General features: G+C 71.5%; 23 protein-coding genes. 9 read left to right on the plus strand and 14 right to left on the minus strand.

Translation table 11 applies throughout. The features are described from left to right. Positions 1–10 precede the first annotated feature (10 nt). Both IF20_RS26755 and IF20_RS26760 read right to left on the minus strand, forming a co-directional pair. Positions 11–904, minus strand: coding sequence for a carbohydrate ABC transporter permease (locus IF20_RS26755; protein ID WP_234426831.1), 894 nt, complete (start codon positions 902–904; stop codon positions 11–13). Between the two features lie 11 nt (positions 905–915). Beyond that, on the minus strand, positions 916–2220 hold the full coding sequence (locus IF20_RS26760) for an extracellular solute-binding protein (RefSeq protein WP_052867904.1): 1305 nt from the start codon (positions 2218–2220) through the stop codon (positions 916–918). Between the two features lie 263 nt (positions 2221–2483). Here IF20_RS26760 and IF20_RS26765 point away from each other — a divergent pair, with 263 nt between their 5' ends. Genes IF20_RS26765 through IF20_RS26775 form a run of 3 tightly spaced genes read left to right on the plus strand, consistent with a single transcriptional unit; the run spans position 2484 to position 4609 of the window. Further along, a complete protein-coding gene (locus tag IF20_RS26765; protein ID WP_052867905.1) occupies positions 2484–3707 on the plus strand; it encodes a cytochrome P450 in 1224 nt (407 codons plus the stop codon). A gap of 39 nt (positions 3708–3746) precedes the next feature. Next, complete coding sequence (locus IF20_RS26770) at positions 3747–3941, plus strand: ferredoxin (protein WP_052867906.1); 195 nt, start codon at positions 3747–3749, stop codon at positions 3939–3941. Then, positions 3938–4609 (plus strand): TetR/AcrR family transcriptional regulator, encoded by a 672-nt coding sequence (locus tag IF20_RS26775; protein ID WP_052867907.1) that lies wholly within the window; start codon positions 3938–3940, stop codon positions 4607–4609. The genes IF20_RS26770 and IF20_RS26775 overlap by 4 nt, the downstream gene beginning before the upstream one ends. 133 nt (positions 4610–4742) lie before the next feature. Here IF20_RS26775 and IF20_RS26780 read toward each other — a convergent pair whose 3' ends face one another. Continuing rightward, entirely contained in the window at positions 4743–5288 is a 546-nt protein-coding gene (locus tag IF20_RS26780; RefSeq protein ID WP_052867908.1) for an enterochelin esterase domain-containing protein, read from the minus strand. 122 nt (positions 5289–5410) lie between these two features. Here IF20_RS26780 and IF20_RS26785 point away from each other — a divergent pair, with 122 nt between their 5' ends. Together IF20_RS26785 and IF20_RS26790 are read left to right on the plus strand one after the other, a co-directional pair. Then, a complete protein-coding gene (locus IF20_RS26785; protein WP_052867909.1) occupies positions 5411–5902 on the plus strand; it encodes an NAD-dependent epimerase/dehydratase family protein in 492 nt (163 codons plus the stop codon). Next, complete coding sequence (locus IF20_RS26790; protein ID WP_052867910.1) at positions 5899–6441, plus strand: sugar nucleotide-binding protein; 543 nt, start codon at positions 5899–5901, stop codon at positions 6439–6441. The genes IF20_RS26785 and IF20_RS26790 overlap by 4 nt, the downstream gene beginning before the upstream one ends. Here IF20_RS26790 and IF20_RS26795 read toward each other — a convergent pair. Together IF20_RS26795 and IF20_RS26800 are read right to left on the minus strand one after the other, a co-directional pair. Next, entirely contained in the window at positions 6416–7804 is a 1389-nt protein-coding gene (locus IF20_RS26795) for a condensation domain-containing protein (protein ID WP_052867911.1), read from the minus strand. The two genes, IF20_RS26790 and IF20_RS26795, sit on opposite strands and share 26 nt — an antisense overlap. A gap of 140 nt (positions 7805–7944) precedes the next feature. After that, positions 7945–8331 carry a nuclear transport factor 2 family protein gene (locus IF20_RS26800; RefSeq protein WP_052867912.1) on the minus strand — a complete coding sequence of 129 codons (387 nt, stop codon included), beginning with the start codon at positions 8329–8331 and terminating at the stop codon, positions 7945–7947. A 97-nt stretch (positions 8332–8428) separates the two neighbouring features. Here IF20_RS26800 and IF20_RS26805 point away from each other — a divergent pair, with 97 nt between their 5' ends. Continuing rightward, positions 8429–9040 carry a TetR/AcrR family transcriptional regulator gene (locus tag IF20_RS26805; protein WP_052867913.1) on the plus strand — a complete coding sequence of 204 codons (612 nt, stop codon included), beginning with the start codon at positions 8429–8431 and terminating at the stop codon, positions 9038–9040. 110 nt (positions 9041–9150) lie between these two features. Next, positions 9151–11418 (plus strand): FUSC family protein, encoded by a 2268-nt coding sequence (locus IF20_RS26810; RefSeq protein WP_052867914.1) that lies wholly within the window; start codon positions 9151–9153, stop codon positions 11416–11418. A gap of 44 nt (positions 11419–11462) precedes the next feature. Here IF20_RS26810 and IF20_RS26815 read toward each other — a convergent pair whose 3' ends face one another. The 3 genes from IF20_RS26815 to IF20_RS26825 form a co-directional block, all read right to left on the minus strand. Continuing rightward, positions 11463–12569, minus strand: a complete 1107-nt coding sequence (locus tag IF20_RS26815) for an acyltransferase family protein (protein ID WP_052867915.1) — start codon at positions 12567–12569, stop codon at positions 11463–11465. Between the two features lie 163 nt (positions 12570–12732). Continuing rightward, on the minus strand, positions 12733–13047 hold the full coding sequence (locus IF20_RS26820) for a hypothetical protein (protein WP_199896754.1): 315 nt from the start codon (positions 13045–13047) through the stop codon (positions 12733–12735). A 34-nt stretch (positions 13048–13081) separates the two neighbouring features. Further along, positions 13082–13420, minus strand: a complete 339-nt coding sequence (locus IF20_RS26825) for a hypothetical protein (RefSeq protein WP_052867917.1) — start codon at positions 13418–13420, stop codon at positions 13082–13084. 139 nt (positions 13421–13559) lie between these two features. Between IF20_RS26825 and IF20_RS26830 the strand changes: the two genes are divergently transcribed. Then, positions 13560–14630 carry a type I phosphomannose isomerase catalytic subunit gene (locus IF20_RS26830; RefSeq protein WP_052867918.1) on the plus strand — a complete coding sequence of 357 codons (1071 nt, stop codon included), beginning with the start codon at positions 13560–13562 and terminating at the stop codon, positions 14628–14630. A 446-nt stretch (positions 14631–15076) separates the two neighbouring features. On the opposite strand, the gene IF20_RS26835 is transcribed toward IF20_RS26830, so the two are convergent. The 5 genes from IF20_RS26835 to IF20_RS26855 form a co-directional block, all read right to left on the minus strand. Beyond that, positions 15077–16060 carry a cyclase family protein gene (locus tag IF20_RS26835; RefSeq protein ID WP_234426832.1) on the minus strand — a complete coding sequence of 328 codons (984 nt, stop codon included), beginning with the start codon at positions 16058–16060 and terminating at the stop codon, positions 15077–15079. Between the two features lie 13 nt (positions 16061–16073). Then, a complete protein-coding gene (locus IF20_RS26840; RefSeq protein ID WP_052867919.1) occupies positions 16074–16826 on the minus strand; it encodes an IclR family transcriptional regulator in 753 nt (250 codons plus the stop codon). 125 nt (positions 16827–16951) lie between these two features. Then, the gene (locus IF20_RS26845) at positions 16952–17233 is read right to left on the minus strand and encodes a hypothetical protein (RefSeq protein ID WP_052867920.1); all 282 of its coding nucleotides are present in this window, start codon (positions 17231–17233) and stop codon (positions 16952–16954) included. A gap of 16 nt (positions 17234–17249) precedes the next feature. Further along, positions 17250–18587, minus strand: a complete 1338-nt coding sequence (locus tag IF20_RS26850) for a TRAP transporter large permease subunit (protein WP_052867921.1) — start codon at positions 18585–18587, stop codon at positions 17250–17252. Then, positions 18584–19975, minus strand: a complete 1392-nt coding sequence (locus IF20_RS26855; RefSeq protein WP_052867922.1) for an RraA family protein — start codon at positions 19973–19975, stop codon at positions 18584–18586. The genes IF20_RS26850 and IF20_RS26855 overlap by 4 nt, the downstream gene beginning before the upstream one ends. 395 nt (positions 19976–20370) lie before the next feature. Here IF20_RS26855 and IF20_RS26860 point away from each other — a divergent pair, with 395 nt between their 5' ends. Continuing rightward, positions 20371–21258 carry an LLM class F420-dependent oxidoreductase gene (locus tag IF20_RS26860; protein ID WP_110944582.1) on the plus strand — a complete coding sequence of 296 codons (888 nt, stop codon included), beginning with the start codon at positions 20371–20373 and terminating at the stop codon, positions 21256–21258. A 211-nt stretch (positions 21259–21469) separates the two neighbouring features. Here the strand turns inward: IF20_RS26860 and IF20_RS26865 are convergent, their stop codons facing one another. Further along, a complete protein-coding gene (locus IF20_RS26865; RefSeq protein WP_052867923.1) occupies positions 21470–21751 on the minus strand; it encodes a hypothetical protein in 282 nt (93 codons plus the stop codon). Between the last annotated feature and the right edge of the window lie 14 nt (positions 21752–21765).

Here is a 21765-nt window from a genome sequence, read left to right on the forward strand (position 1 = left end):
CCGGGCGGGCTCACAGTTCCTCCCCCTGGCGTCGCACGATGCGCAGGTGGACCAGCGTGACGGCGAGCAGGATCAGCAGCATCACCACGCCGATCGCCGAGCCGAGGCTGTACTGCGAGGAGGCGAACGCCTTCTGGTACGCGTAGACGTTGAGCACGAGGTTCTGCCGGGCGATGCCGCCGCCGTTCGTCATCACGTAGATCTGGGTGAAGATCTTGAAGTCCCAGATGATCGACTGGATGGTGACAACGAGGAGGATCGGCCGGAGCATCGGCGCCATGACGGAGCGCCAGGTACGCCACTGCGAGGCGCCGTCCAGCGCGGCGGCCTCCAGCACTTCGGAAGGGATCGCGCGGATTCCGGCGTAGACGGTCACCATCACGAAGGGGAACGAGCACCAGACGACTTCGAAGAGGACAAGTGCGAAGGCGCTGTAGCGCCCGTACGTCCAGGAGAAGTCCCCGAGCCCGAGCACCCGGTTGACCGGGCCGAAGTCGGGGTCGAAGAGGAAGACCCAGACGGTGGAGCCGGTGATGGCGGGGGTGGCCCAGGCGCCGAGCGCGGCCAGCATCAGGAGGAGCCGGGGCAGCGCCCGGACGCGGGTCAGCAGGACGGCGAGGGCGCAGCCGACGAGCAGGGTGGAGAGCACGCAGGCGGCGGCGAACAGCACGGTGGCGAGCAGCACCCGCCAGAACTCACCGTCGCCGAACAGCGTCGCGTAGTTGGCGAGCCCCTGGAAGGAGGTCGGCTGCCCGCCGCTGACCTGGGCCTGGGTGTACTCCAGGAAGGAGATCAGGCCGAGCTGGTAGATCGGATAGACGAGCAGCGCGACGAGTACGGCGAGCGCGGGCAGCAGATAGAGCCAGGGCGTCCAGCGAGGGTGGCGCAGGCGTGCGGCGGTCAAAGGCGCGGTCCTCACTGCGCGGCGGTGAACGCGGCGTCCATCTTGCCGGCCGCGTCGTCGGAGGCCCGGCCCACTCCCTTACGGCCGCTGACGATCTCCTGGAACATGGTGGGGAGGATCAGCGAGGCGTCGATCTGGCCCCAGGCGGGCGAGGCGGGCACGGATTTGGCCCCGGCGTGCAGGGTCTTCACGAACGGCTCGACGAACGGTTCCTTCTCCGCCGCCTCGTCGAGCACGTCGGTGTAGGTGGGCAGGAAGCCCATGGCGTCGAACAGCCGGCGCTGGGAGTCCTTGCCGGCCAGCGACTTCATCAGGTCGACGGCCAGGGTGCGGTGCGAGGTGCTCTTCAGGACGCCGATGTTGTTGCCGCCGGCGAAGGCCGGGGCGATGGAGTTCTTCCTCACGCCGGGCAGCGGGACGACCGCGTACCTGCCCTTGACCTTGCTCGCTTCGACGGCGGCGTGGCTGAAATCGCCGCCGATCGCCATGGCGGCCTTGCCCGAGGTGAAGGCGGTGACGGTGGCGTTGCCGCCCAGCGAAGCGCACTTGTCGGCCGGGCAGTTGGCGTCCCCGAAGAGCGAGGCGTACGCGGCGATGCCCTTGCGGGCCTGCGGGGTGTTGACGGCCGCCTTGTAGGTACCGTCCTTCCGCACCGCGAGTTCGCCGCCGTTGGCCCAGAGGAAGGGCAGGGCGCCGTAGGTGTACGCGCCGCCGACCGCGAGGCCGTAGAGCCCGGGTCTGGCCTTGTGCACCTTCTTCGCGGCGGAGATCAGTTCGTCCTGCGAGCGCGGCGGCTCGATGTTCAGGTCGTTCAGAACGTCGGTGCGGTAGTACAGCGCGCGGACGCCGACGAAGAACGGCGCACCGTAGACCTTGCCGTCGACGGTCACCGACTGCTGTGCGGTGGGGTCGGCGTCCGCGGCATCGTCCCAGGCCTTGAACTCGGTGGTGACGTCGGCGAGTCCGCCGTCCCGGACGTAGCCGGCGGTGTCCGTGTTGCCGTACTCGATGAGGTCCGGCGCGCTCTCGGGGTCGTTGAAGGCGGCCTTGATGCGCTGGGCGCGGGTGTCGACCGGGATGTACTCGACCTGGACGTCGGTGCCCTTGTGCTGCTTCTCGAAGGCGGCGACGGCCGCGTCGACCACCTTCTCCTTGGGCTTGTTGCCGACCTCGCGGAACAGCCACACGCGAAGGGTCCCGCTCTTCTCGTCCTCGGGTGCCCGGCTCCCGGAGGTCTGGGGCGCGCAGGCGGTGACGGTGAGGCCGGCGAGGGCAAGTGCGGCCAGCGGAGCGGCTATTCGGGCGAACGGCTTCATCGATTCCCCTACGGATCGAGCGTTGCAATATACGCAATGAACGTTTCGCTCTGCACAACTGGCCCGGAGCATAGGGCGACCGCGAGGCGGCGACAAGGTCTACACCAATCGCGATCCAGGTACGGGGCCGCGTCTACACCAATTCGCGATCCAGGTGCGGGGCCGCACGGGGAGGCAATATCGGCCAATCAACTTAAGACGATTGTCTTAGTAAGACACGCGTCTTACGGTGGCCGGGAAGCCGACGCCCGGAGGAGCCCCCCATGACCGACGAGGCCACACCGATCCCTGACTACCCGTTCGACCAGCCCCACGTGTTGGAGCCGCCGCGCGAATGGGCCGAGAGCCGGTCCAAGTGCCCGGTCGCGCACGTGCGGATGCCCAGCGGCGACGTCGTGGGCCTGCTGACCGGGTACGACGAGGTCCGTACCCTGCTCGCCGACCCGCGGTTCAGCCGCGACCTGTCCCGCAAGGGCGCGGCCCGCCTGTCCAACACCGAGGACGGCGGCCTGTTCAGCCGGACCACCGCCGGCACCGCCGACATCCAGGAGGGCCCCGGGCACCAGCGGTGGCGGCGGCTGCTCAGCCGGGCGTTCACCGTGAAGAAGATGGAGGCCTGGCGGCCCCGCGTCCAGGAGATGGCGGACGAGCTGATCGACGCCATGCTCGCCAAGGGAGCCCCGGTCGACCTCCGGCAGGAGCTGGCGCTGCCGCTGCCCGTCCGCGTCATCTGCGCGCTGCTGGGCGCGCCGAGCGAGGACCAGGAGAAGTTCGCGTACTGGTCCGAGGTGGCACTGACGCTCACCAAGTACTCGCAGGACGAGGTCGACGCCGCACAGCAGGCCTTCATGGACTACGCGTCGGACCTGGTGGAGCAGAAGCGCGCGCACCCCGGTGACGACCTGCTCAGTGAGCTGACCCAGATATCCGACAGCCAGGACGGCCGGCTCAGCCACGAGGAGTTGGTCTCCACCGCGCGCGGACTGCTGCTCGCGGGGCACGAGACCACCTCGAACATGATCCTGAAGATGACGGCGCTGCTGCTGTCCGAGCGGGAGCGGTACGAGGCCGTGGTCGCCGACCCGGAGCTGGTCACCGGCACCGTGGAGGAGTGCCTGCGGATGGACCCCCTCGCCGGTGTGGGCATCCCCCGCTTCATCACCGAGGACATCGAGGTCGGCGGGGAGCCGGTCGGCTCGGGCAGCAGCCTGCTGGTCAACCTGGCGGCCGCCAACCGGGACGCGCGCAAGTTCCCCGAGCCCGACCGCTTCGACGCGCACCGCGACAACAGCAGTCAGCACGTCACCTTCGGTGCCGGGCCGCACTTCTGCGTCGGCCAGACGCTGGCCCGGGTGGAGCTGAAGGTCGTACTGGACACCTTCGCCCGCCGGCTGCCCGGCCTGCGGCTGCGGGACACTCCGGAACAGCTGCGCCAGCGCGAGGGCGTGGCGGCCGGTGGTCTGCAGGAACTGTGGGTCACGTGGTGACGCGGCGCACCACCGGACGGCAGGGAGCGAGGAGGTAGCATGAAGATCACCGTGGACCAGGACGCGTGCTGCGGCAGCGGACTGTGCGTCCTCAGGGCCGACCGGGTGTTCGACCAGCGGGAGGAGGACGGCGTCGTGATGTTGCTGGAAGAGGCGCCGTCGACGGAGGACTTCGAAGACGTGCGCGCCGCGGCCGCGGGGTGCCCGACCGGAGCCATCCGACTCGCGGAATGAACACGACCGCGCCGGCCGCCTCGCCGTCCCCCCGCTCGGTGCTCGCACGGAACAAGCTGATGCGCACCGCGGAGCGGCTCTATGCCGAAAGGGGCTTCGCGAACGTCTCCGTACGGCAGATCAGCGAGGCGGCCGGCCAGCGCAACAACTCCGCCGTGCAGTACCACTTCCACGGCCGCGACGAGCTCATCAAGGCGATCCTGTCGCGCTACACGGACGTCATCGAGGAGCGGCGCATCGCGATGGTCGAGGCGCTCGGCACCGAGCGGACGGTGTCCCTGGAGGAGCACTTCACGTGCCTCATCATGCCGGGCGTCGAGTACCACATCGAGGCCCCGGGGCCGACCTGGGGCGCCCGGTTCTTCGCCCAGGCGCTCGTCGAGCCGGCGCTGCGCGCGTACGTGATCCAGGAGCACCTGAACACCCCGTCGCACCGCATCCTGGACACCTACGGCGCGGTGCGGCGGAAGGACGTCGATCCCGGCCTGCTCCAGCGGCACAACGCGATGGTGCGCCAGCTCAGCGTGCACGCCTTCGCCGAGCTGGAGCACGACCTGGCGAACGGCCGGATCGACCGTTCCGAGACGGAGGCCCGCTGGCGCCAGCTCGGCCAGGACCTCATCACGGCCCTGTGCGGTCTCTCCGCGGCACTGCTGGGCCGAAGCTGAGCCGGCCGCCGGCCGGCCCGGACCACCGGCAGGGCACAGCCGTCACCGCCGCCCGGCGGCCCGCACCGCGCGCGGCCCGTACCAGCGCCGCGTTGTCCGGTAACGACACAGGCCCGGCGGACGGGGCGCCGCGTCACCCGGGGCCGCCGGGCAGGACGTAGGAGGATCCGTCTTCCGCCCCCCAACCCACTTCTACCGTGCACCTGTTGAGTGGGTCGGCGTCGGCGAACACGCACAGGGCGCGCAAGCGCTGCCGGAGGCGGCGGGGGTCGGCGGGCGGGCCGCCGGGCGAGATGTCGGCGGCCAGCTTGTACGACCCGCGGCTGCCGGCGCGCAGCAGGTACGTCAGGTGCCAGACGTCGGTGCCGGGCAGTCGGTCCAGCAGCGAGCCGGTCAGGTCGTCGTGGTCGGTGAGGCCGTCGGCGAGCAGCAGTACATGGCCGGTGGCCCGGTGGCCGCGCCAGAGGAACGTCACCGCGCGGTCGCCGGACTCCCCCGCGGCCTCTTCGATCAGGGGCGTGCCGCGCCGTTCGGCGTCCGCCCAGAACGCGGCGAGCAGGGCGCCGCGTTCGGCTTCGGTGGCGGCGGTGGCGAGCCGGGCGGCGAGGCGTTCGACGCAGGGACCGGCCGTGCGGAACGGCCGCGAGTCCTGAGCGCCGGGACCGACGAGGACGTACATCTTTCCCGCTTTCCTGAGCGGCGGGCGGCCCCTGTGACCGCCCTGCCGCGACCATACATAGTTAGGTTAGCCTAAGCTAACTTCATTGGTCCTACGGATTTGTCCCGCCCGGGAGGCCGCCCATGCGTCTGCTCGTCACCGGCCGCGCCGGATTCACCGGCTCGCCCTTTCTCAGGGCACTGCTGTCCGCCACCCCTGTGAGCGCCCCGCGCGCCGTCACCGTGCTCGACCCGTCCGCCGGCCGCGGCCCCGCCGGGCCACCGCCCTTCGCCGGCCGGGCCTGCGTCGACCACGTACCCGGCGACGTCCACGACGGCCCGTTGGTACAGGAACTGATGCGCCACCACGAGCTCGTCGTCCACCTCGCCGAAGAACCCGAAGCGGCCCGCACCGGCTCCGACCTGCCGGGCACCCGCACCCTCCTCCGGTCGGCCGTGCACGCCGGGGTGACCCGGTTCGTCTACGTCTACGACCACTACCGGGCGTTGCGGCTGACACTCGACGGCGGCGCGGCCGGACAGGTCCACGACCTCGGCGACGGGGCCGAACTGACCGCCGCCGAGCTGACCGGCCGGCTGCTCGCCGAGTGCGGCCGCTCGGGAGGCGCGCGATGAGCTGCTGGCTGGTGACCGGAGCGGACGGCGAGGTCGGGCGCGGGCTGTGCGCGCTGCTGCGCGCGAACGGCCAGCGGTTCCTGCCGCTGGGCCGGGACGACCTCGACCTCGGCGACGCGGCGGCCGTGCAGACCACCCTGCTGCGCACGCGACCCGCCGTGGTCGCGCACTGCGACGCCCGGCCCGGCCCGGGCGAGCCGCCCTCCGGGCCACGGGCCGTCCGCGGCGAACTCGACGCCCTGCGGGTGCTCGCCCGGGCCTGCGGCCGGCTCGACGCCTGCCTGCTGCACCTGGCCGCGGGCCGGACGCTGTGCACGACCTCGCTGTACGCGGCACACGGCCGCTCCGTGGTGCACGAGGAACTGCCGGACACCGCGCCCGGCGCCCCGCGGCGGCACCCCGACGGCGGCTGCCGGGCACCGGATTGGGTGTGTGACGTGGCCGAACGGCTCTACGCACTGGGCAGTACGCCGGGTGGCCGGGCGGCCGGCGGGCTTCGCCCGGCCCCCGCCGTCAGCGGCGCGCCCGGGCACCGCTGAGCGGCCGCCGGCCGGCGCGGGCGGCGCGGCCCGGCACACCGAGCGGGGTGTGCGGGCCGCACTCCGCCACCACGTCGAACAGGCCCGCCACATGCGTCCGCAGGCGCACCGCCGTGTAGAGCCCCGGGTGGGCGGCGCAGGCGATGCGCAGCTCCGAACCGCCGTCGCAGAGGGTCACGGCGAGGTCGTGGACGGGCCCGTCGGTGAGGGGGTGGGCGACCGTGGGCGCGCCTGCGAGGAGGATGTCGTCACCGGGCTCCCGTGCCGCGACGATCGGGCCCACCAGGGCCGGCCCCGTAGCGCTCCGTCCGAGGTCGCGCCGGAGGTCGGCCAGGGGGTAGCGCTGGTGGCGCCGGGCGGCCCGGAGGCCGAGGACGGTCTGCCGGATCAGCGTCGCGAAGGTGTCGTGCGGACGCACCGTCAGACGCAGCGGGAGTACGGTGCGCAGCACGCCGGGGACGCTCAGCGCCGTCGGTCCGGTGCGGCCGGACATCGGCACGCCGAGCAGGACGTCGGTCGCGCCCGTGGTGCGCGCGACATGCAGCCCCAGCGCGGCGGTGAGCACCTCGGCCCGGGAGGCGTCCAGGTCCGCCGACAACCGGCCGATTCTTCGGGCGAGATGACCGGGTACGGCCACGTCGTCACGGAGGGCCGTGCGGGCGGGCGGCGCGGTGCGGCCCGCGAGCACGGGCGGCACGGGGCGGTCGCCCAGGGTGGCGGACCAATGGACCCGGTCGGCCGTGTACCGGTCGGACGCGCCGTACGCCGCCTCGTCCGCGATCAGTGCCGAGAGGCGGCCGAAGGGGCTGTCCGGAGGGCGCAGGCCGGCGGCGAGCGCGTCGTACACCTCGGCGGTCCGCCGGACGAGGAGGTCGCGCCCGAAGTCGTCCACGACGAGGTGGTGGATGCGTCGGTACCAGAGCCAGCGGTCCTCCCCCACCCGGAACAGCGCGTACCGGAAGTACGGGCCGTCCGGCGGGAACGGGCGGGCCAGGTCCGCCGCCATCCAGCGTTGCGCCTCGGCGTCCGGATCCGGCCGGTCGCGCAGGTCCGCGCGGTGCAGGGGGAAGCCCTTGCCCGGCGCCTCGATGACGCGCGCGCACTGCCGGGGCCCGTCAGTCGTGACGAAGAACCGCATACGCAGCGCGCTCGCCTCGCCGACCGTGCGCTGGAGCGCCTGCGCGAACAACCGGGGTTCCAACGGGCCGTGGATCTCCCGGTACTCGGCGCTTTGGTACGCCGGATCCTCCGGGCCGTGCCGCGTCTCCCACACCTCGCGCTGGGCCGCGGTGAGCGGCAGGGCGCGGGGGCACGCGGACGACGGGACGCATGTCGCGCCGGCGAGCGGTTCCGGTATCGGCATGACCCACCCCGATCTCAGTAAGGTAAGGCTAACCTAACACGATCGATCGAGGCGGCAAGAGGCGCCGCGGCGGCGCCCGCCGGGCCGCGGCGCGCGGCCGGTGCGGTCACCGCCGCCGCGGCGCTCGCCCCTCAACGGCCTCAGACGAAGAAGGCGTTCATGCCGGGGACGTCGGACAGGTACGTCTCGATGCTCGCTATCCTGCCGTCGCGCAGGCGGCAGACGGTGCTCAGGTACTCGTCCAGCTTGACGTCGTCCCGCTGAGCGGTGTTGTGCAGGGACAGCGCCATGTTCTCGCGGCTGACGAGGATGTGCAGCAACTCGAAGCGCAGGCCGTACGAGGCGATCTTCTTCGCCCGCTCCACGACCTCGTCCGCGCCGCGCGCCGTGCCGGAGACGGTGTTGTCACCCGGCAGCGTCCAGGTGACGTCGTCGGTGAGCAGCGTCCGGATGCCGGCCCAGTCTCCGGCGGTGAGGAAGGCGTGGAACTGCTCGCCGAGCCGGTGGGCGGCCTCGTGCTGAGACATGGATCCTCCAAGAAATGATTTAAAGCAATGAACTTTGCTTTTGGCAGCCTAAAGAGGCGCACCCTTAAAGCGCAACTCTTTGCTTTAAGATGGAGTCATGCCCGCCAAAAGCAAAGACACCCGGCCCGGCGGCCGGAGCGCCCGCGTACGCGCCGCCGTGCACCGGGCGACGGTCGACCTCGTGCAGGAAGTCGGCGCCGACAAGGTGACCCTCCCCGCGGTGGCGCGCCGCGCCGGCGTCAACCCCAGCTCGGTCTACCGCCGCTGGGGCACGACTTCCGCGCTCCTGGCGGACGTGGCCGCCCAGCGCAAGGACGAGGCGGCTCCGGAACTCCTCGGCGACCTGCGCGCCGACCTCGGCCACGCCGCGGTGTGGACGCTCACCGACCTGTCCCGGCCCGGCGGCGTGGCGTTCTTCCGCGCCGAGGTGGCACCGGACGTGGATGACCGCAGGGCCGGCCTGCGGGAGTGCCTGGAGCGGGTCAGCACACGGTTCCAGGCCGCGCTGGAGGCCGCGGCCCGGCGGGGCGAGGAGACGCCGTCCCTGGACCGGGTACTGGACCGCGTGGTCGCTCCGCTCTATTTCCGGGTCGTGTTCTCCCTTCCGGAGACGGACGAGGAGTACGCGCGCGGGCTCGTCGCCGAGTTGTGCGACGGCCTGCCGGCCTCCGGACAACTCCCGGACAGCCCCCGGACAACCCCCGAATAACCCCCGGACCTCGGCTTCCCCGCGGACGGGTCCTGGGTACCAAGGCGGTGGTCATGGGATGCTGGGGCCTCCATGGATCATGGCGAGCAACGGGAGAGTACGGCAGCGTGATGGCAGCGATACGGCGGGCCCGTACCGGCACCTGGGACCGTTTCGCGGCGTCCGACCCCGGACTGCTGCGGTTGATGGCGGGGTTGCGGACGGTCGGTGCGATCACCCTGACCCTCGCCGTCCTCGCCCTGCTCGGCACGGACGTCACACACATGGTGGCGGGCGCCATGGCGGCGATGGTCGGCACCTTCGCCATCAAGGAGAAGGAGGTGCGCGGGCAGGCCGTCACGCTCGCCTGCGCGCTGCCCGTCGCCCTCGCCTCGATGTCGCTGGGGGCACTGCTGCACGCCCAGGTCATCGCGGGTGACGTCTTCTTCGTCCTGTTGATCTTCGGCGCGGTCTACGGCCGCAGGTTCGGCGACCGCGGCACGGCGCTCGGCCTGATCGGCTTCCAGGTCTACTTCGTCTCGCTGTTCGTCCGCGCCACCGTCGACACGCTGCCGGAGCTGTACCTGACGCTGACCGTCGCGTTCGCGTGCAGCGCGGTCGTACGGTTCGCCGTGGTGCCGGAGACCCCGCAACGCACGCTGGGACGGCTCCGCGAGGCGTTCCGGGCGCGGCTCGCGCAGCTGGTGGCGGCCCAGGTCGAGCTGCTGGACAGCACCCCGGAGGAGCTGGACAAGGTCCTGGACACCCTGCGGCAGCGCACCGCCCGGCTGCACGAGGCGGCCCTGATGATCCAGGGCCGGCTGGAGGAGGGCACCCGGGACGCGGCCACCGCCGCCCGGTTGCAGCGCCGCATCGCCGACGCCGAGATCGCCGCCGAGCGGCTGGGCGTCACCCTGCTCAACGCCCGCAGCTCCGAACGCGCCGACACCATCACGCTGCACCTGCCGCACGCGCCGGTGCCGGTCGCCGCGCACCGTACGCCGACCGAGGACGCCACGACCGGCACCCTGCGCCGTGACCTCAACGCCCTGCACCTGCTGATCGCACGCCCCGCCGGGGGCGGGGGCGGCATGGCCGTGGCCCACGTACGGAACCGGCTGCTCGGCTACCGGGACGAGGAGAAGCTGCCGACGGCCTCCCCCGCCACCCAGGACGTCTTCCGCGGCATCGGTGAGGCCGCGCGCGCCGTGCTGGGTCTGCGCCTCGCGCTGGACGGGCCGCAGGACCAGTCCGACGACAGCCCCGCGACGGCCCGCTCCCGCGAGGAGTTCGACGCCGAGGACGTCGCCATGGCCGGCCTCGACGAGGAGGCGGAGGAGAAGGCGGGCGACGAGCGCACCGGGCTGCGGCGGCCCACCACGCGGGCCGCGTTCCAGGTCGCGGTGGGTTCGACGCTGGCCATCATCGGCGGCGAGTTCCTCTCCAGCCAGCGCTGGTACTGGGCGGTGCTGACCTGCTGGGTCGTCTTCCTCAACACCGCCTCGACGGGCGAGATCATGGTCAAGGGGTACCGCCGGCTGGTGGGCACCGTCCTCGGCGTGGTCGCCGGTGTGGCGCTCGCCGGGCTGGTCGGCAACAACACCTGGCTCGCGTTCGGCCTGGTCCTGCTCTTCATCTTCGGGATGTTCTTCACGGCCCCGCTGTCGTACGCGCTGATGTCCTTCTGCGTCACCGCGATGCTCGGCCTGCTCTACACGCTGCTGAACACCTACAGCCTGGACGTGCTGATCCTGCGCATCGAGGAGACGGCGCTCGGCGCGGCCTGCGGCATCATCGCGGCCGTGCTGGTGCTGCCGGTGCACACCGACAGCCGGACGGACGAACTGCTGGGCACGGTGCTGGAGCGGCTGCGGGACGTGGTGTCGGCCGCGGTGGAGCAGCTCAGTGGCGGCCCCGCCGTCGACCTGCTGGACAAGGCGCGGGACCTGGACACCGCGCTGGACGACCTGCGCGCCTCCACCCAGCCGCTGACGCACCCGATCACGCCGCTGCGGGTCCGCCGGCAGACCGCCCGCTACCTGGTGGCGCTGCTGGAGACCTGCGCGTACCACGCCCGTTCGCTCGCGGCGACCGCCGAGCTGGTGCCGTACAGCAAGACCGTCGCGGCCGACCCGCGGCTGGAGCGGGCGGGCCGGCGCATCGCCCGCAACATCGACGTCATCGTCGCCCGGGTGGTGGACGAGAACACCCGCGGCGAGGTCACCGCCGGCGCGAGCATCGCCTCGATCCTGGACGTGGACGACACCGGCACCCCGCGCTCCGGCACCGTCACCTACCGCGTGCTGCGCCACCTCCAGCGCCTCGACGAGGGCGTGGTCGGCCTCGCCCGGCCGCTGGACGTGCCGGTGGCCGGACGCAACGTGGGCTCGACCGGCTGAGGCGCCCGCCCCTGCGCGGGCCCGGGCGGACGCGGTCGGCGCCCTCAGCCGCCGGTCGTGCGGCTGCCCGCGGTCGCGGCCGGCGTGGGGGCCTCCTCGGCCGGCCGGGCGGGTGCTTGACGGCGCGCGAGCGGCATGCGGAAGGCCCAGTCCATCCGGGGCTCCATGACCGGGCGGAAGAAACGGCGTACCGGGGCCGAGGTGAGGATCAGTGCGAGGGCGACGCCGAAGACGGTGACGGCCAGTTCACCGGCCGGGGTGTGCCAGAACGCCGCGTCGAACCAGCCCTTCCAGGCGGCGGTGCGCACGAAGAAGCCGTGCAGCAGATAGGCGCAGAGCGTGCCGGCGCCGAGCGAGGTGAACCACGTGCGGCGACGCGGTACGAGCGCCAGGAACGCCGCCGAGAGCACGAGCGAGCAGAGCGTCGTGCCCAGCACCATCGCCACGCCGATCGGCCAGGAGACGTGCAGTTCGCCCCAACTGTGGTTGTGCATGGCCCACTGCGCCGTCATCCGGCCCTTGGCCCAGTACGCGAAGGCCGCGCCCGCCACCAGCACCGGTACGGAGGCGATCCGCACCCACCGGGCGCCCAGCAGTTGCCAGTGCTCGGGGCGCAGCACCAGGCCGATGACGAAGAAGGGCAGGAACTGCAGCACGCGGTCGAGGTTGAGGATGCCGCTCACCGAGGTGGCGGCGCCGATCAGCGCGACGGCGAAGGCGAGTCCGACCGCGACGTAGGGGTGCATCGCCCGCCACACGGGAGCCGTGAGCCGCCATACGAAGAGCGCGGCGAGGAACCAGGTGAGGTACCACGGGGAGAGCAGGCTGAGGTCGTTGTGCCGGCCGTCGACGTTGTTGCCGTACAGCGTGTAGGCGGTTTCGAAGACGAGGTACGGGAGCGCGACGCCCGTGAGGAGCCGCTTGCCCTGTTCGGGCTTGAGGACGAAACTCCGCGAGAAATAGCCGGAGATCACGATGAACAGCGGCATGTGGAACATGTAAAGGAACAGGTACGCGGACCACACGGCGTGACTGTCCTTGAGCGGCTGCCAGGCGTGTCCCGCCACGACCAGCACCATGGCCAGCAGTTTCGCGTTGTCGAAGAACGGATCGCGTCCTGTGCCCGGCACCTCCGGCGCGCGCTGTCCCACGTACCCTCCTCAGCGATGACCGCGGCGTCCCGCCCGCTGCTCCACCGGTCACCGTGAGCGGGTCGGCCCACCCTCCTCCTACACGTTGTAGGGCACGACCCTAGGGCCCCATGGGGCGCGGCGTCGAATGGCGGTCCACCGTGTCGGGCGGGGGCCGGACGGCTCAGCGGGTTTCATAGGCGCGTTCGACCGTCTCCTCGGGGGTACCGTCGATCACGCCCGCGCCACCCACCGCCGCCTCGGTCTCCGCCTCGCGGCCGTCGGCCCCGTAGACGATGCGGTCGTCCACGACCCGCATCGGGGCGGCGGCCGGCGCGTCGGCGGGCACCTTGAGCACCTTCAGGTTCTGCCGCTGCCGTCGCGGGTCGGCGTGGAGCAGGATTTCCTCCGGGGTGCTCTCCAGCTCCACCGGTTCGGCGTGGATGTGGAGGACGGTGCCGGTGTCCCCGTCGTAGACGACATAGCTGACCGTTTTCATCGTGCTGTGCCCTTTCTCGTCGACCACTGGGCTTTCAGGTGATGTCGTAGAGGATTCCCTCGGCACGGTGTCCGCCGCCGTCGCTGCGGAGTTTCACGGTCACTCGCGTCGCGTTCTCCAGGAATTCGTCGATGTTCAGCCGACGAATGTTGTCCGCCGGGGAGTCGGCGGGATCGTCCCGTACCCCACAGAGCACCTGGTCACTGCCGCGCCGCACGCACACCGTCGAGATGAACACCTGCCCGTATTCGGCACCGTATTTTCCGGTGAGGCCGCCGGTGAGGAGATAGCGGCGGCCCGGATCGAGCCTGAGCGTCACGGAAGTCGTCAGGCGCCCCGTCACCCACAGGAAATACCGACTGACCACGAACACAGCTACCTCCCCCGGCAGATTCCGATGGCGGCAGCATAAAAATGGGGGAAGAGCCCGGCAATCCCGGAATTCGCCGTGCCGGAAACCCCGCGGGCGCGCCGGGCCGCACGACGCGGCGGCCGGGCGTGACACTGACCGCATGGACTGGTACCCCCTGCGACTGACGACGCCCGTCAAACAACACGTCTTCGGCGGCCGCGCGATCCCCGACCAACTCGGGCGCGGCGGGCTGCCCGAAGGCCCCGTCGCGGAGACCTGGGAGGTCAGCGACGTGGACGGCGACGGCGCGCGGATCGGGAACGGCCCACTGGCCGGCCGGCCCCTGCGGCAACTGACCTTGGAACACCCCGAGGAGCTGGTCGGGCGGGGCCGGCACGGCACGCGCTTTCCGCTGCTGACCAAATTCATCGACGGACACCGCCCGCTCCCGGTCCATCTGCACCCCGACGACACCGCGGCCCGCGAACGGGAGGGCGAGCCGAACGGCAAGACCGAGGCGTGGCACATCCTGGACGCGCCGCCCGGGACGGTCGCCTACGCGGGCGTGCTGCCCGGGGTGGACCGGGCGCGGCTGCGGCAGACGCTGCTCGACCAGGACTTCGAGGCGGTGCTGCGGCGGCTGCCGGTGCGCCCGGGCGACACCCTGTACGTGCCGGCGGGGACGCTGCACCGCTTCGGCCCCGACACGTTGGTGTACGAGATCGAGCAGACCTCGGATCTGCAGCAGCACGCGATGCGGCACCGGATGGAGGACGGCTCGGCGCTCGATGAAGCGGAGTGGCGGGCGAACATCGAGGCGCTGCTCGCGGAGTGGCGACCGGACGCCCGGCCGGACTTCCACCCGGGCCTGCGCCTCCCGTCACCCGACGGGGCGACGGGCCGAATGCTCTGCGCCGGCCCGTACTTCGCGCTGGAGCGGTGGCGGGTGGGCGCGCAGACGCCGGCGCCGCTGGTCCGCCCCTTCGACACCGCGCTCGTGCTGAGCAACGCGGGGCCCGCGGTGACCGTGGCGTACGGGGCGGGCAGCGAGACCCTCGGGCGCGCCGAGACGCTGCTGCTGCCCGCGGCGCTCGGCCGGGTGGAGATCCACGGCCCCGCCGACGTCCTCCTCGGCCACCTGCCCGACCTCGACCGCGACGTCCGCGCCCCGCTGCTCGCCGCGGGCCACGACCCGGCCGCGATCGCCGCCCTGGGCGAAGGGCTCGACTGAGCCGGCACGCACCCGGCTACGAACACACGAACACGGGAGCGGTTGTTCCCCGGAACGCGTGATCGCCCACCAAAGGGCTTTCATTGGTTGCTTGAGGCAGGTGAAGCTTACGGGGCGCAAGCGACGGGCTGCAGACCGTCACCGCGCCGCCCTCGGCCGAAGTCCCTTTCCGGCGCGGGGGCGTGTCCCGCAAACGCACCATGTACTAGGAGAACGACCCGATGAACTTCCTCACCAACGTGCTGGCCGGCGTCATCCACTTCGTGGGCTGGCTCGTCTGACGGAACCGCACCACCGGGCGCCGCTCCTCCTCGTCCCAGGGAGGAGCGGCGCCCGCCGTCGTACTCGGACCTGACGGCAACTCAGGTCTCCATCAGCTGCTTCGTGACCGGCAGCGAGGCCGGGCAATGCGGCTCCAGCCGCGTCACCGACCTCTCAGACACGGCCTAGCGGAGGGCGGTGGCGTTGGCCGGTGAGCCGACGCCGCCGGTCAGGTTGAGGGGCTTGACGGTGAGGAGACTGTCCCAGCGGCCGGTGGCGCGGCAGTCCTGGGCGAGGGCCGTGAGGTTCCACAGTTCGCCCAAGGGCAGGCCGAGTTTGGCGATGAGTTCCTGGTGCATCATGCCGTCGTCCTCGGGAGCACTGTCGCGGAAGTCGCTGTCGGCGAGTACGGGCAGGACTTCGACGGCGAAGGTGTCGGTTGCCATCAGTGCGATGCGGTGGTCCCAGCACCAGGCGGCGAACGCGCGGCTCTGGGCGAAGCCGGTGGCACACCTTCGGGCGCGGGTCTCGGCGCGCTGCTCGGGCGTCGTGGTGAGGTACCAGTCCGCCCAGCCGGTGTGAACCAGCACCAGATCCCCTGGCTCGACGTGGCAGCCCTGTGCGTCGAGGGCCTCGTCCAGCAGGTCGATGGTGAGCGCTGGGCCGTCGGTGTGGTGCAGCGGGGTGCCGCGGTCGCGGAGCAGTCCGTCGACGTCGATCAGCAGCCCGCGGCCGGCCAGGGGGACTTCGGCCCACATCTGTACGCCCAGGCGCGGGTTGCCGGGGACGATCTCGTGGTCGGGTACGCCGTTGTAGAAGCCGTGGCCTGACGCGCGGCGGTGGCGCAGGCCGTCGACCTGGGTGGCGGCCTGGAGGTGGAAGCCGTCCAGGACGTCGTCGCGGGCCTGGTCGTGCTTGGCGGTGATGCGGTGGCGGGGGACGCCGCGGGACTTGGACATGGGCGGGTCGAAGGCGTCCAGGGCGTAGTCCAGGTTGAACGCGTGGCCGTGCACGACGCTGCCCGCGGCGCGGAGCAGTTCGTGCGGTCCGGCGAAGTTGGCCATGCCGCGTTCGGGATGGTCGGTGAAGAGGTACCAGCTGGATCCGGCGGGAGCGTCGGTGCGCTCGGTGAGTTGTCGGTACGTGGGCAGTGGCACGGGAACTGGCACGGGAGGCTTTCTGTCAGGGGCAGCGGGCGGCGATGGCGTCGGCTGCCCGGCGTACTTCGCCGATGAGGCGGGCGTGGTCGTCCTCGGTGAGCTCGCCGCTGGTTCCGGTGATGCTGAGTGCGCCCAGGACGTGGTCGTCGCGGTGGATGGGCGCGCTGACGGCGGTGACGTTGAGGACGCGTTCGCTCAGGGAGAGGGCGTAACCGTCCTGCTTGATCCGGCGCAGGTCGGCTGCCAGGTCGTCGGCGGTGACCTGCTGGCCGGAGATCCACGTGAAGGGCGTGGTCCGCTCGATGAGAGTGTCGAGTTCCGCGTCGGGGAGCCATGCGGCCAGCGCCTTGCCGGCACCGAGGTGCAGGGGCAGCTTCTCACCGATGGGGAGTTGGTAGCGCAGGGGGTTGCGTCCCTGGACGCGGGCGATGAGGACGCGGGCGAGTGCCACGCGTACGTACAGGCTGGCCGTCAGGCTGGTGGTCGCGGCCAGTTCCTGCAGGACGGGCAGGGCCACCTGGCTGAGGCGGTTGTTGACCAGGAAGGCGTGGGCCGTGGCGAGGGCGGCGGGTCCGGCGACGTAACCGGCCTCCTCCTTCGCTGCGTAGCCGCGTTCGACGAGCACGTTGAGGATGCGCTGGGCGGTGGCCACGTGCAGGTCCGCGCGGCGGGCGACCTCGCTGAGGCGCAGTGGCTGCCGGCCGTCGTCCAGGACGCCCAGAACATCGAAGGCCCGGTCGAGGGATCGCATGGTGGACGCGGGCGCGGTGGTCATCGATCGGCTCCTGGATGGTCTGCTCGGCGCACGGAGGTGGCGATGCGGTCTTGATAAGACCTATCAGTGTGCGAGCAGGGAGTGGATCGCACAAGGTCCACCCAGGAGGCTCGGCGCGGGCGAGCTCAGTCCGAGCGGCGCGTGGTGACGGCCTGCTCGGCGGGGCGGTCGCCGGCCCCGGGACCCTGGGGCCGGTCGGGCCTGCGGTAGGAGAGGGCGAAGGAGAGGATGCCGCAGATGCTCGCGGCGATGCAGGTGGACGGCTGGACGCCGCTTTCCATCGCCGCCACCCAGCGGGCGTCGCCGAGGACGATGCCGAGGGCCTGGCCGAGCACGATGACGAGGCCACCGGTCAGGAAGACGAGGATGCTGAGGCGGAAGAGTGGTTGCAGCAGACGGTGGGGCATGGCGCGGCCTCTCGGTTCAGACGGGCAGGACGCCGGTGGCCACCGCGGCGCCGATGAGCAGGATGGGAACGCAGTAGTACGTGGCCAGCGGCACGAAGGTGCGGGCCGGGTCGATGCCGGCGATGCCGCTGGCGACGTAGATGGGGGCGCCGGACGGCGGCGAGGCGCCCTCGGTCGAGGCGAAGATGAGGACCGCGACGCAGGCGGTGGCGGGTGGCACCCCGGCGTCGACCAGTGAGGAGACCGCTACCGGGCCGATGGCGGCCATGGTGGCGCTGGCGGTGAGCGGGATCGCCACGCCGACCACGAGGACGCCCACGATCAGCGCCATGGCCCACAGGGGAGCGTCCACTCCGGCCAGCAGCTCGGTCAGTTGCTGCGGCAGCCCGAGCTCGCCGAGCACGTTGGATGCGGAGAAGGCGGCCACGATGGTGACGCCGATGACCCCGAACTGCGGAGCCGCGCCGCCCAGCACCTGCCACCACTCCCGGCCCGTACGCGGCAGGTGGCGTCGGCCCAGGATCAGTACGGTGGCGATCAGCAGGACGGGTATCCAGGTGATCAGGCTGATCGCGTCCGACATCTTCGTGCCGACCCAGTCGCCCAGGGCACCGCCGGAGGGGCCCCTGGTCAGCAGCAGCGGCACCACGATCCCGACGAACAGGAACAGGCTCGTCCAGCCCGCGCCCAGACTGGCGCGCAGCGGGAGCAGGTCGGCGCGGTCCATGGGCTGCACCTTGTGGCGGCGCACCATGACGAAGGCGGCGACCAGGCGGTATCCGAGGCACCACAGGCCACCCAGGAACAGGGGCAGGACGATGTCGTCGGTGGTGGCCAGGGACGCCACACCGGCCGTGCCCATGAGGATGAACATCGTGGAGCTGAAGGGGAAGGTCACGCCCATGCCGGCACCGCCGGCCGCGACAGTGGCCGCGAGTTCGCCGCTGACCTTCGAGCGCTTCATCCAGGGGATCGTCACCGACCCCACGGCCGCGGTCACCGCCGCGCCGACGTGGGCGATGGCGCCGAAGACGCCGGCGGCGACGGTGGAGGTGTAGACCGGGCCGCCGCGCAGTCGGCCCAGCAGCGAATTCAGGATGCCCAGCAGCTGGTCCAGTACGGGGGTACGGGCGAGCAGGTAGCTCATGAAGACGAAGGCCAGGGCGGCGAAGGTGACCTCCTCCTGCATGGCCTCGGCGAAGCCGCGCCACATGACGTGCCCGATGTCGCCCCCGGCGAACAGGCCCGTGACCACGAAGCCGACGATCAGCGCCTCGCCGATGTTGCGTCTCAGGACGGCGTTCCACACGATGATGGCCGCGATGTAGCAGCCCAGTGCCCATACGGCGATCATGATGCTCCTCCTGGTACGGCAGCGGCCGCGGCGCGGATGTCGGCACGTCGTCGTGCTTCGTCTGCCTCCACCTCGCGCGCGGCGACCAGGACGGCGGCCGCACGGTCGGCCGGGACGACCGCGACACCATCGCCGTCCCCCACGACCAGGTCACCGGGGTGGCAGACCACACCGCCGACGGCGACCGGCACACCGACCCGGCCGGGCCCGGACTTGTAGGGGCCGGCGGGGGTGACCGCACGTGCCCACACGGGGAAGCCCATCTCGGCGAGTACCTCGACGTCACGGGCGGCGCCGTCCAGCACCATGCCGACCACGCCCCGGGCCCGGGCCCGCTCGGCGATCAGCTCTCCGATCAGTGCGCGCGAGGTGTCTCCCTCGCCGTTGACGACCATGATGTCACCGGGCTCGGCGAGCTTGACGGCCTGGTGCAGCACCTGGTTGTCCCCGGCCCTGGTCCACACCGTCAACGCGCGGCCCACCGCCCGCGCGCCGGGCCACAGTGCGCTGATGCCGGAGTCCAGCAGCCCCAGCCGGTCGGTGGCGTCACCGATGTTCGCCGTCGCCAGCCCCGCGTACGCCGACAGCAACTCAGGCGTCAGCCGGGAAGTGTCCCGCAACCCCTCGGAGCGGCCGGCGAGCGCGTGCAGTTCGCCGATGGCCCGCGCCAGTCCGGTATCGAGGCCGAGTTCGGCTACGAGTTCCGCGGCCGCCGACACCTCCCGGGCCCGCCGGTCGGCATGCTTGTACGTCCCGTCGTACAGCCGGTCCAAGGCGCCCTCGCCGTCCACGAGCTCCTTCGCGATCTGCTCGCGAACCCACAGCTCGTCGCCGGCCGCCCGGCCCGCTTCCACGGCCTCCACGATGATGGCGCCCAGCCCTTTCATGAACAGGCTGCGCAGCAACTTGCGCGCCGAGGCCGCCCCGGCCTCCGCCCCCAGGTCCTCCACCGGGGCGCCGAGAGCGCCGAAGTAGTCGGCGACCAATGAGGCCCCTCGGCCGCTGACGACCAGGGCGGTCCGATGGCGGTACTTCGGCACCGACCCGATCACCGAGACATCGGCGAAGACCGCGGCAGACGCTTCGCCGACCACCTCGGCGATCTTCCGCTTCAGCTCAGGGGCTGCCGCGTTCAAGTCCGCATAGACGGTCGTCGACCGCAGATGCGGTGCCGCTTCCCTCGCCACGGCCAGCGCCGCCTTCGCACCCGTCAGGCCGAGCACCAGGTCACACCCCTGCACCGCCTCCTGAGTGGTGACCGCCCGCGTGACGCCCGCCGGCGTGGGCACCTCGCCCGGATCGAAGCCGACCACCTCCCAGCCATGCTCCACGAATCCCGCCGCATACAGGGCACCAGCCTCACCCAGGCCCAGAATCCCGACCTTCACCCTCACGCTCCTTGCTCTTGCCGACCTCTTGCGATTTCTTGCCGACTTACGATTCGCATAGAGTGATAATTTCTCTCACTCAGTGCGGGAGGATGTTGCTTGGCCATGACGAGCACGTCAAGAGCTGAGAAATGATCGATCAAACGCCCGGGGTGAGATGCACAGAGAAACCCGCGGCGAGATGCACGGAGGAAGCGAACGGCCGACTTCGCCCACCCATCCCTTACGCGACCGTCAACTCGCTCGCCCGCAGGCGGAGTTGACGAGCACGCTCACAAGCATCGGCAGCCTTGCGGATACTCCACCCCAGTGGCGCGATGGCATGGAAAATTGCTCGCAGCGCCGACCGCGGGAACAGCGGGAATAGTTGCCCGGCCCTTGCCCTTGTCCGAGCCATGACTGTCACGGAAGACATCGGCACCATCGGCATCTGGACCGGCGCGTACGGGGCGCGGTACTCGGAGGACGCATCGCGCCGCGCGGAGATCGCGGACGCCGCGGCGGAGCTGGACGAACTGGGCTACGGAACGCTCTGGCTCGGGGGCAACCCGGGCGTGGCGAACGCCGTACCGATCCTGGAGGCCACCCGGAACCTCCGCGTCGCCACCGGCATCCTCAGCATCTGGGAACACCAGCCGGCCGCCGTCGCCGCGCAGTACGCGGAGGCCGACGCCGCCTTCGACCACCGCTTCCTGCTGGGACTGGGCGTCAGCCACGCGCAGCTCGCCGACGCCTACGCCCGCCCGTACTCCGCCATGAAAGACTTCCTGACCGCTCTGGACGAGGCGCCGGTGCCCGTACCGGCCGGCCGACGGGTGCTGGCCGCCCTCGGCCCCAAGATGCTGAAGCTCTCCCGCGACCGGGCGGCGGGCGCACACCCCTACCTGGTCACGGTCGAGTACACCGCGCAGGCCCGGGCGGCGCTCGGCGAGCACGCCACGCTCGCCCCCGAGCACAAGGTCGTCCTCGACACCGACCTCGCCCGCGGCCGGCAGACGGCCCGCGACTACCTCTCGTTCTACCTGGCGATGCCCAACTACACCAACAACCTCCAGCGACTCGGCTTCACCGAGGAGGACTTCAAGGACGGCGGCAGCGACCGGCTCATCGACGCCGTGTTCGCCATCGGCGACGTCGACGCGGTCCGCCGCCGCACCGACGAGTTCTTCGCGGCCGGCGCGGACCACGTCGCACTGCAGGTCGTCACCGCCAACCCACTGGGAGACATCCCGCGCACCGAATGGCGACGCCTGGCGGAGGCACTACCGCTGACCTCCCGCTGACCGCCTCCAGGCGCCAGACACCCCCGGGCCCGCTCGGGGACACCGGCTCAGCCCTCGCGGCGCCCCGCGCCCTCACCGCTCCAGCGGGCGGTGAGCGGTCTCGGGCAGGCGGAGGTAGCCGGCGGAGGAGACCCGCCGTCGGCAACCAATCGAGTCCAGCGGTCCGCGACGGTGATCGTCGCGGACCGCTGCTCCTGGAATGCGATGTGCCTCAGAGCAGGTCGCGTTCCATCATGTCCCTGGCGTCCTCCCAGCTGATGAAGGAGCACGATCCGGTGCCCATGTCGACTGCCACGGGGAGATTGCCGCCCAGCCGCATGTCGTCACGGCCGTGATCGAGGTAGCCGACGTGGTCGTAGGGAGCGATGAACCGCCCTTCGTCCGTGAAGCAGTACTCAGAGATGATCCTCACGTCGGAGGATTGCCCCCACGCCCTGCTCCGTTCCGCGAGGAACTCCGCGGCCCTGCGCTCGGCTTCTTCCCGGTCCAGCATGTCAGGTCCTCCTC

This window comes from Streptomyces niger, from assembly GCF_000718305.1.
GTDB classification, from domain to species: Bacteria; Actinomycetota; Actinomycetes; order Streptomycetales; family Streptomycetaceae; genus Streptomyces; species Streptomyces niger.

Bases quoted from the DNA above. Each gene is read 5' to 3' on its own strand.
- IF20_RS26760 (WP_052867904.1), bottom strand. From the start codon at position 2,220: ATGAAGCCGTTCGCCCGAATAGCCGCTCCGCTGGCCGCACTTGCCCTC.
- IF20_RS26765 (WP_052867905.1), top strand. From the start codon at position 2,484: ATGACCGACGAGGCCACACCGATCCCTGACTACCCGTTCGACCAGCCC.
- IF20_RS26770 (WP_052867906.1), top strand. From the start codon at position 3,747: ATGAAGATCACCGTGGACCAGGACGCGTGCTGCGGCAGCGGACTGTGC.
- IF20_RS26775 (WP_052867907.1), top strand. From the start codon at position 3,938: ATGAACACGACCGCGCCGGCCGCCTCGCCGTCCCCCCGCTCGGTGCTC.
- IF20_RS26780 (WP_052867908.1), bottom strand. From the start codon at position 5,288: ATGTACGTCCTCGTCGGTCCCGGCGCTCAGGACTCGCGGCCGTTCCGC.
- IF20_RS26785 (WP_052867909.1), top strand. From the start codon at position 5,411: ATGCGTCTGCTCGTCACCGGCCGCGCCGGATTCACCGGCTCGCCCTTT.
- IF20_RS26790 (WP_052867910.1), top strand. From the start codon at position 5,899: ATGAGCTGCTGGCTGGTGACCGGAGCGGACGGCGAGGTCGGGCGCGGG.
- IF20_RS26795 (WP_052867911.1), bottom strand. From the start codon at position 7,804: ATGCCGATACCGGAACCGCTCGCCGGCGCGACATGCGTCCCGTCGTCC.
- IF20_RS26800 (WP_052867912.1), bottom strand. From the start codon at position 8,331: ATGTCTCAGCACGAGGCCGCCCACCGGCTCGGCGAGCAGTTCCACGCC.
- IF20_RS26805 (WP_052867913.1), top strand. From the start codon at position 8,429: ATGCCCGCCAAAAGCAAAGACACCCGGCCCGGCGGCCGGAGCGCCCGC.
- IF20_RS26810 (WP_052867914.1), top strand. From the start codon at position 9,151: ATGGCAGCGATACGGCGGGCCCGTACCGGCACCTGGGACCGTTTCGCG.
- IF20_RS26820 (WP_199896754.1), bottom strand. From the start codon at position 13,047: ATGAAAACGGTCAGCTATGTCGTCTACGACGGGGACACCGGCACCGTC.
- IF20_RS26830 (WP_052867918.1), top strand. From the start codon at position 13,560: ATGGACTGGTACCCCCTGCGACTGACGACGCCCGTCAAACAACACGTC.
- IF20_RS26840 (WP_052867919.1), bottom strand. From the start codon at position 16,826: ATGACCACCGCGCCCGCGTCCACCATGCGATCCCTCGACCGGGCCTTC.
- IF20_RS26845 (WP_052867920.1), bottom strand. From the start codon at position 17,233: ATGCCCCACCGTCTGCTGCAACCACTCTTCCGCCTCAGCATCCTCGTC.
- IF20_RS26850 (WP_052867921.1), bottom strand. From the start codon at position 18,587: ATGATCGCCGTATGGGCACTGGGCTGCTACATCGCGGCCATCATCGTG.
- IF20_RS26860 (WP_110944582.1), top strand. From the start codon at position 20,371: ATGACTGTCACGGAAGACATCGGCACCATCGGCATCTGGACCGGCGCG.
- IF20_RS26865 (WP_052867923.1), bottom strand. From the start codon at position 21,751: ATGCTGGACCGGGAAGAAGCCGAGCGCAGGGCCGCGGAGTTCCTCGCG.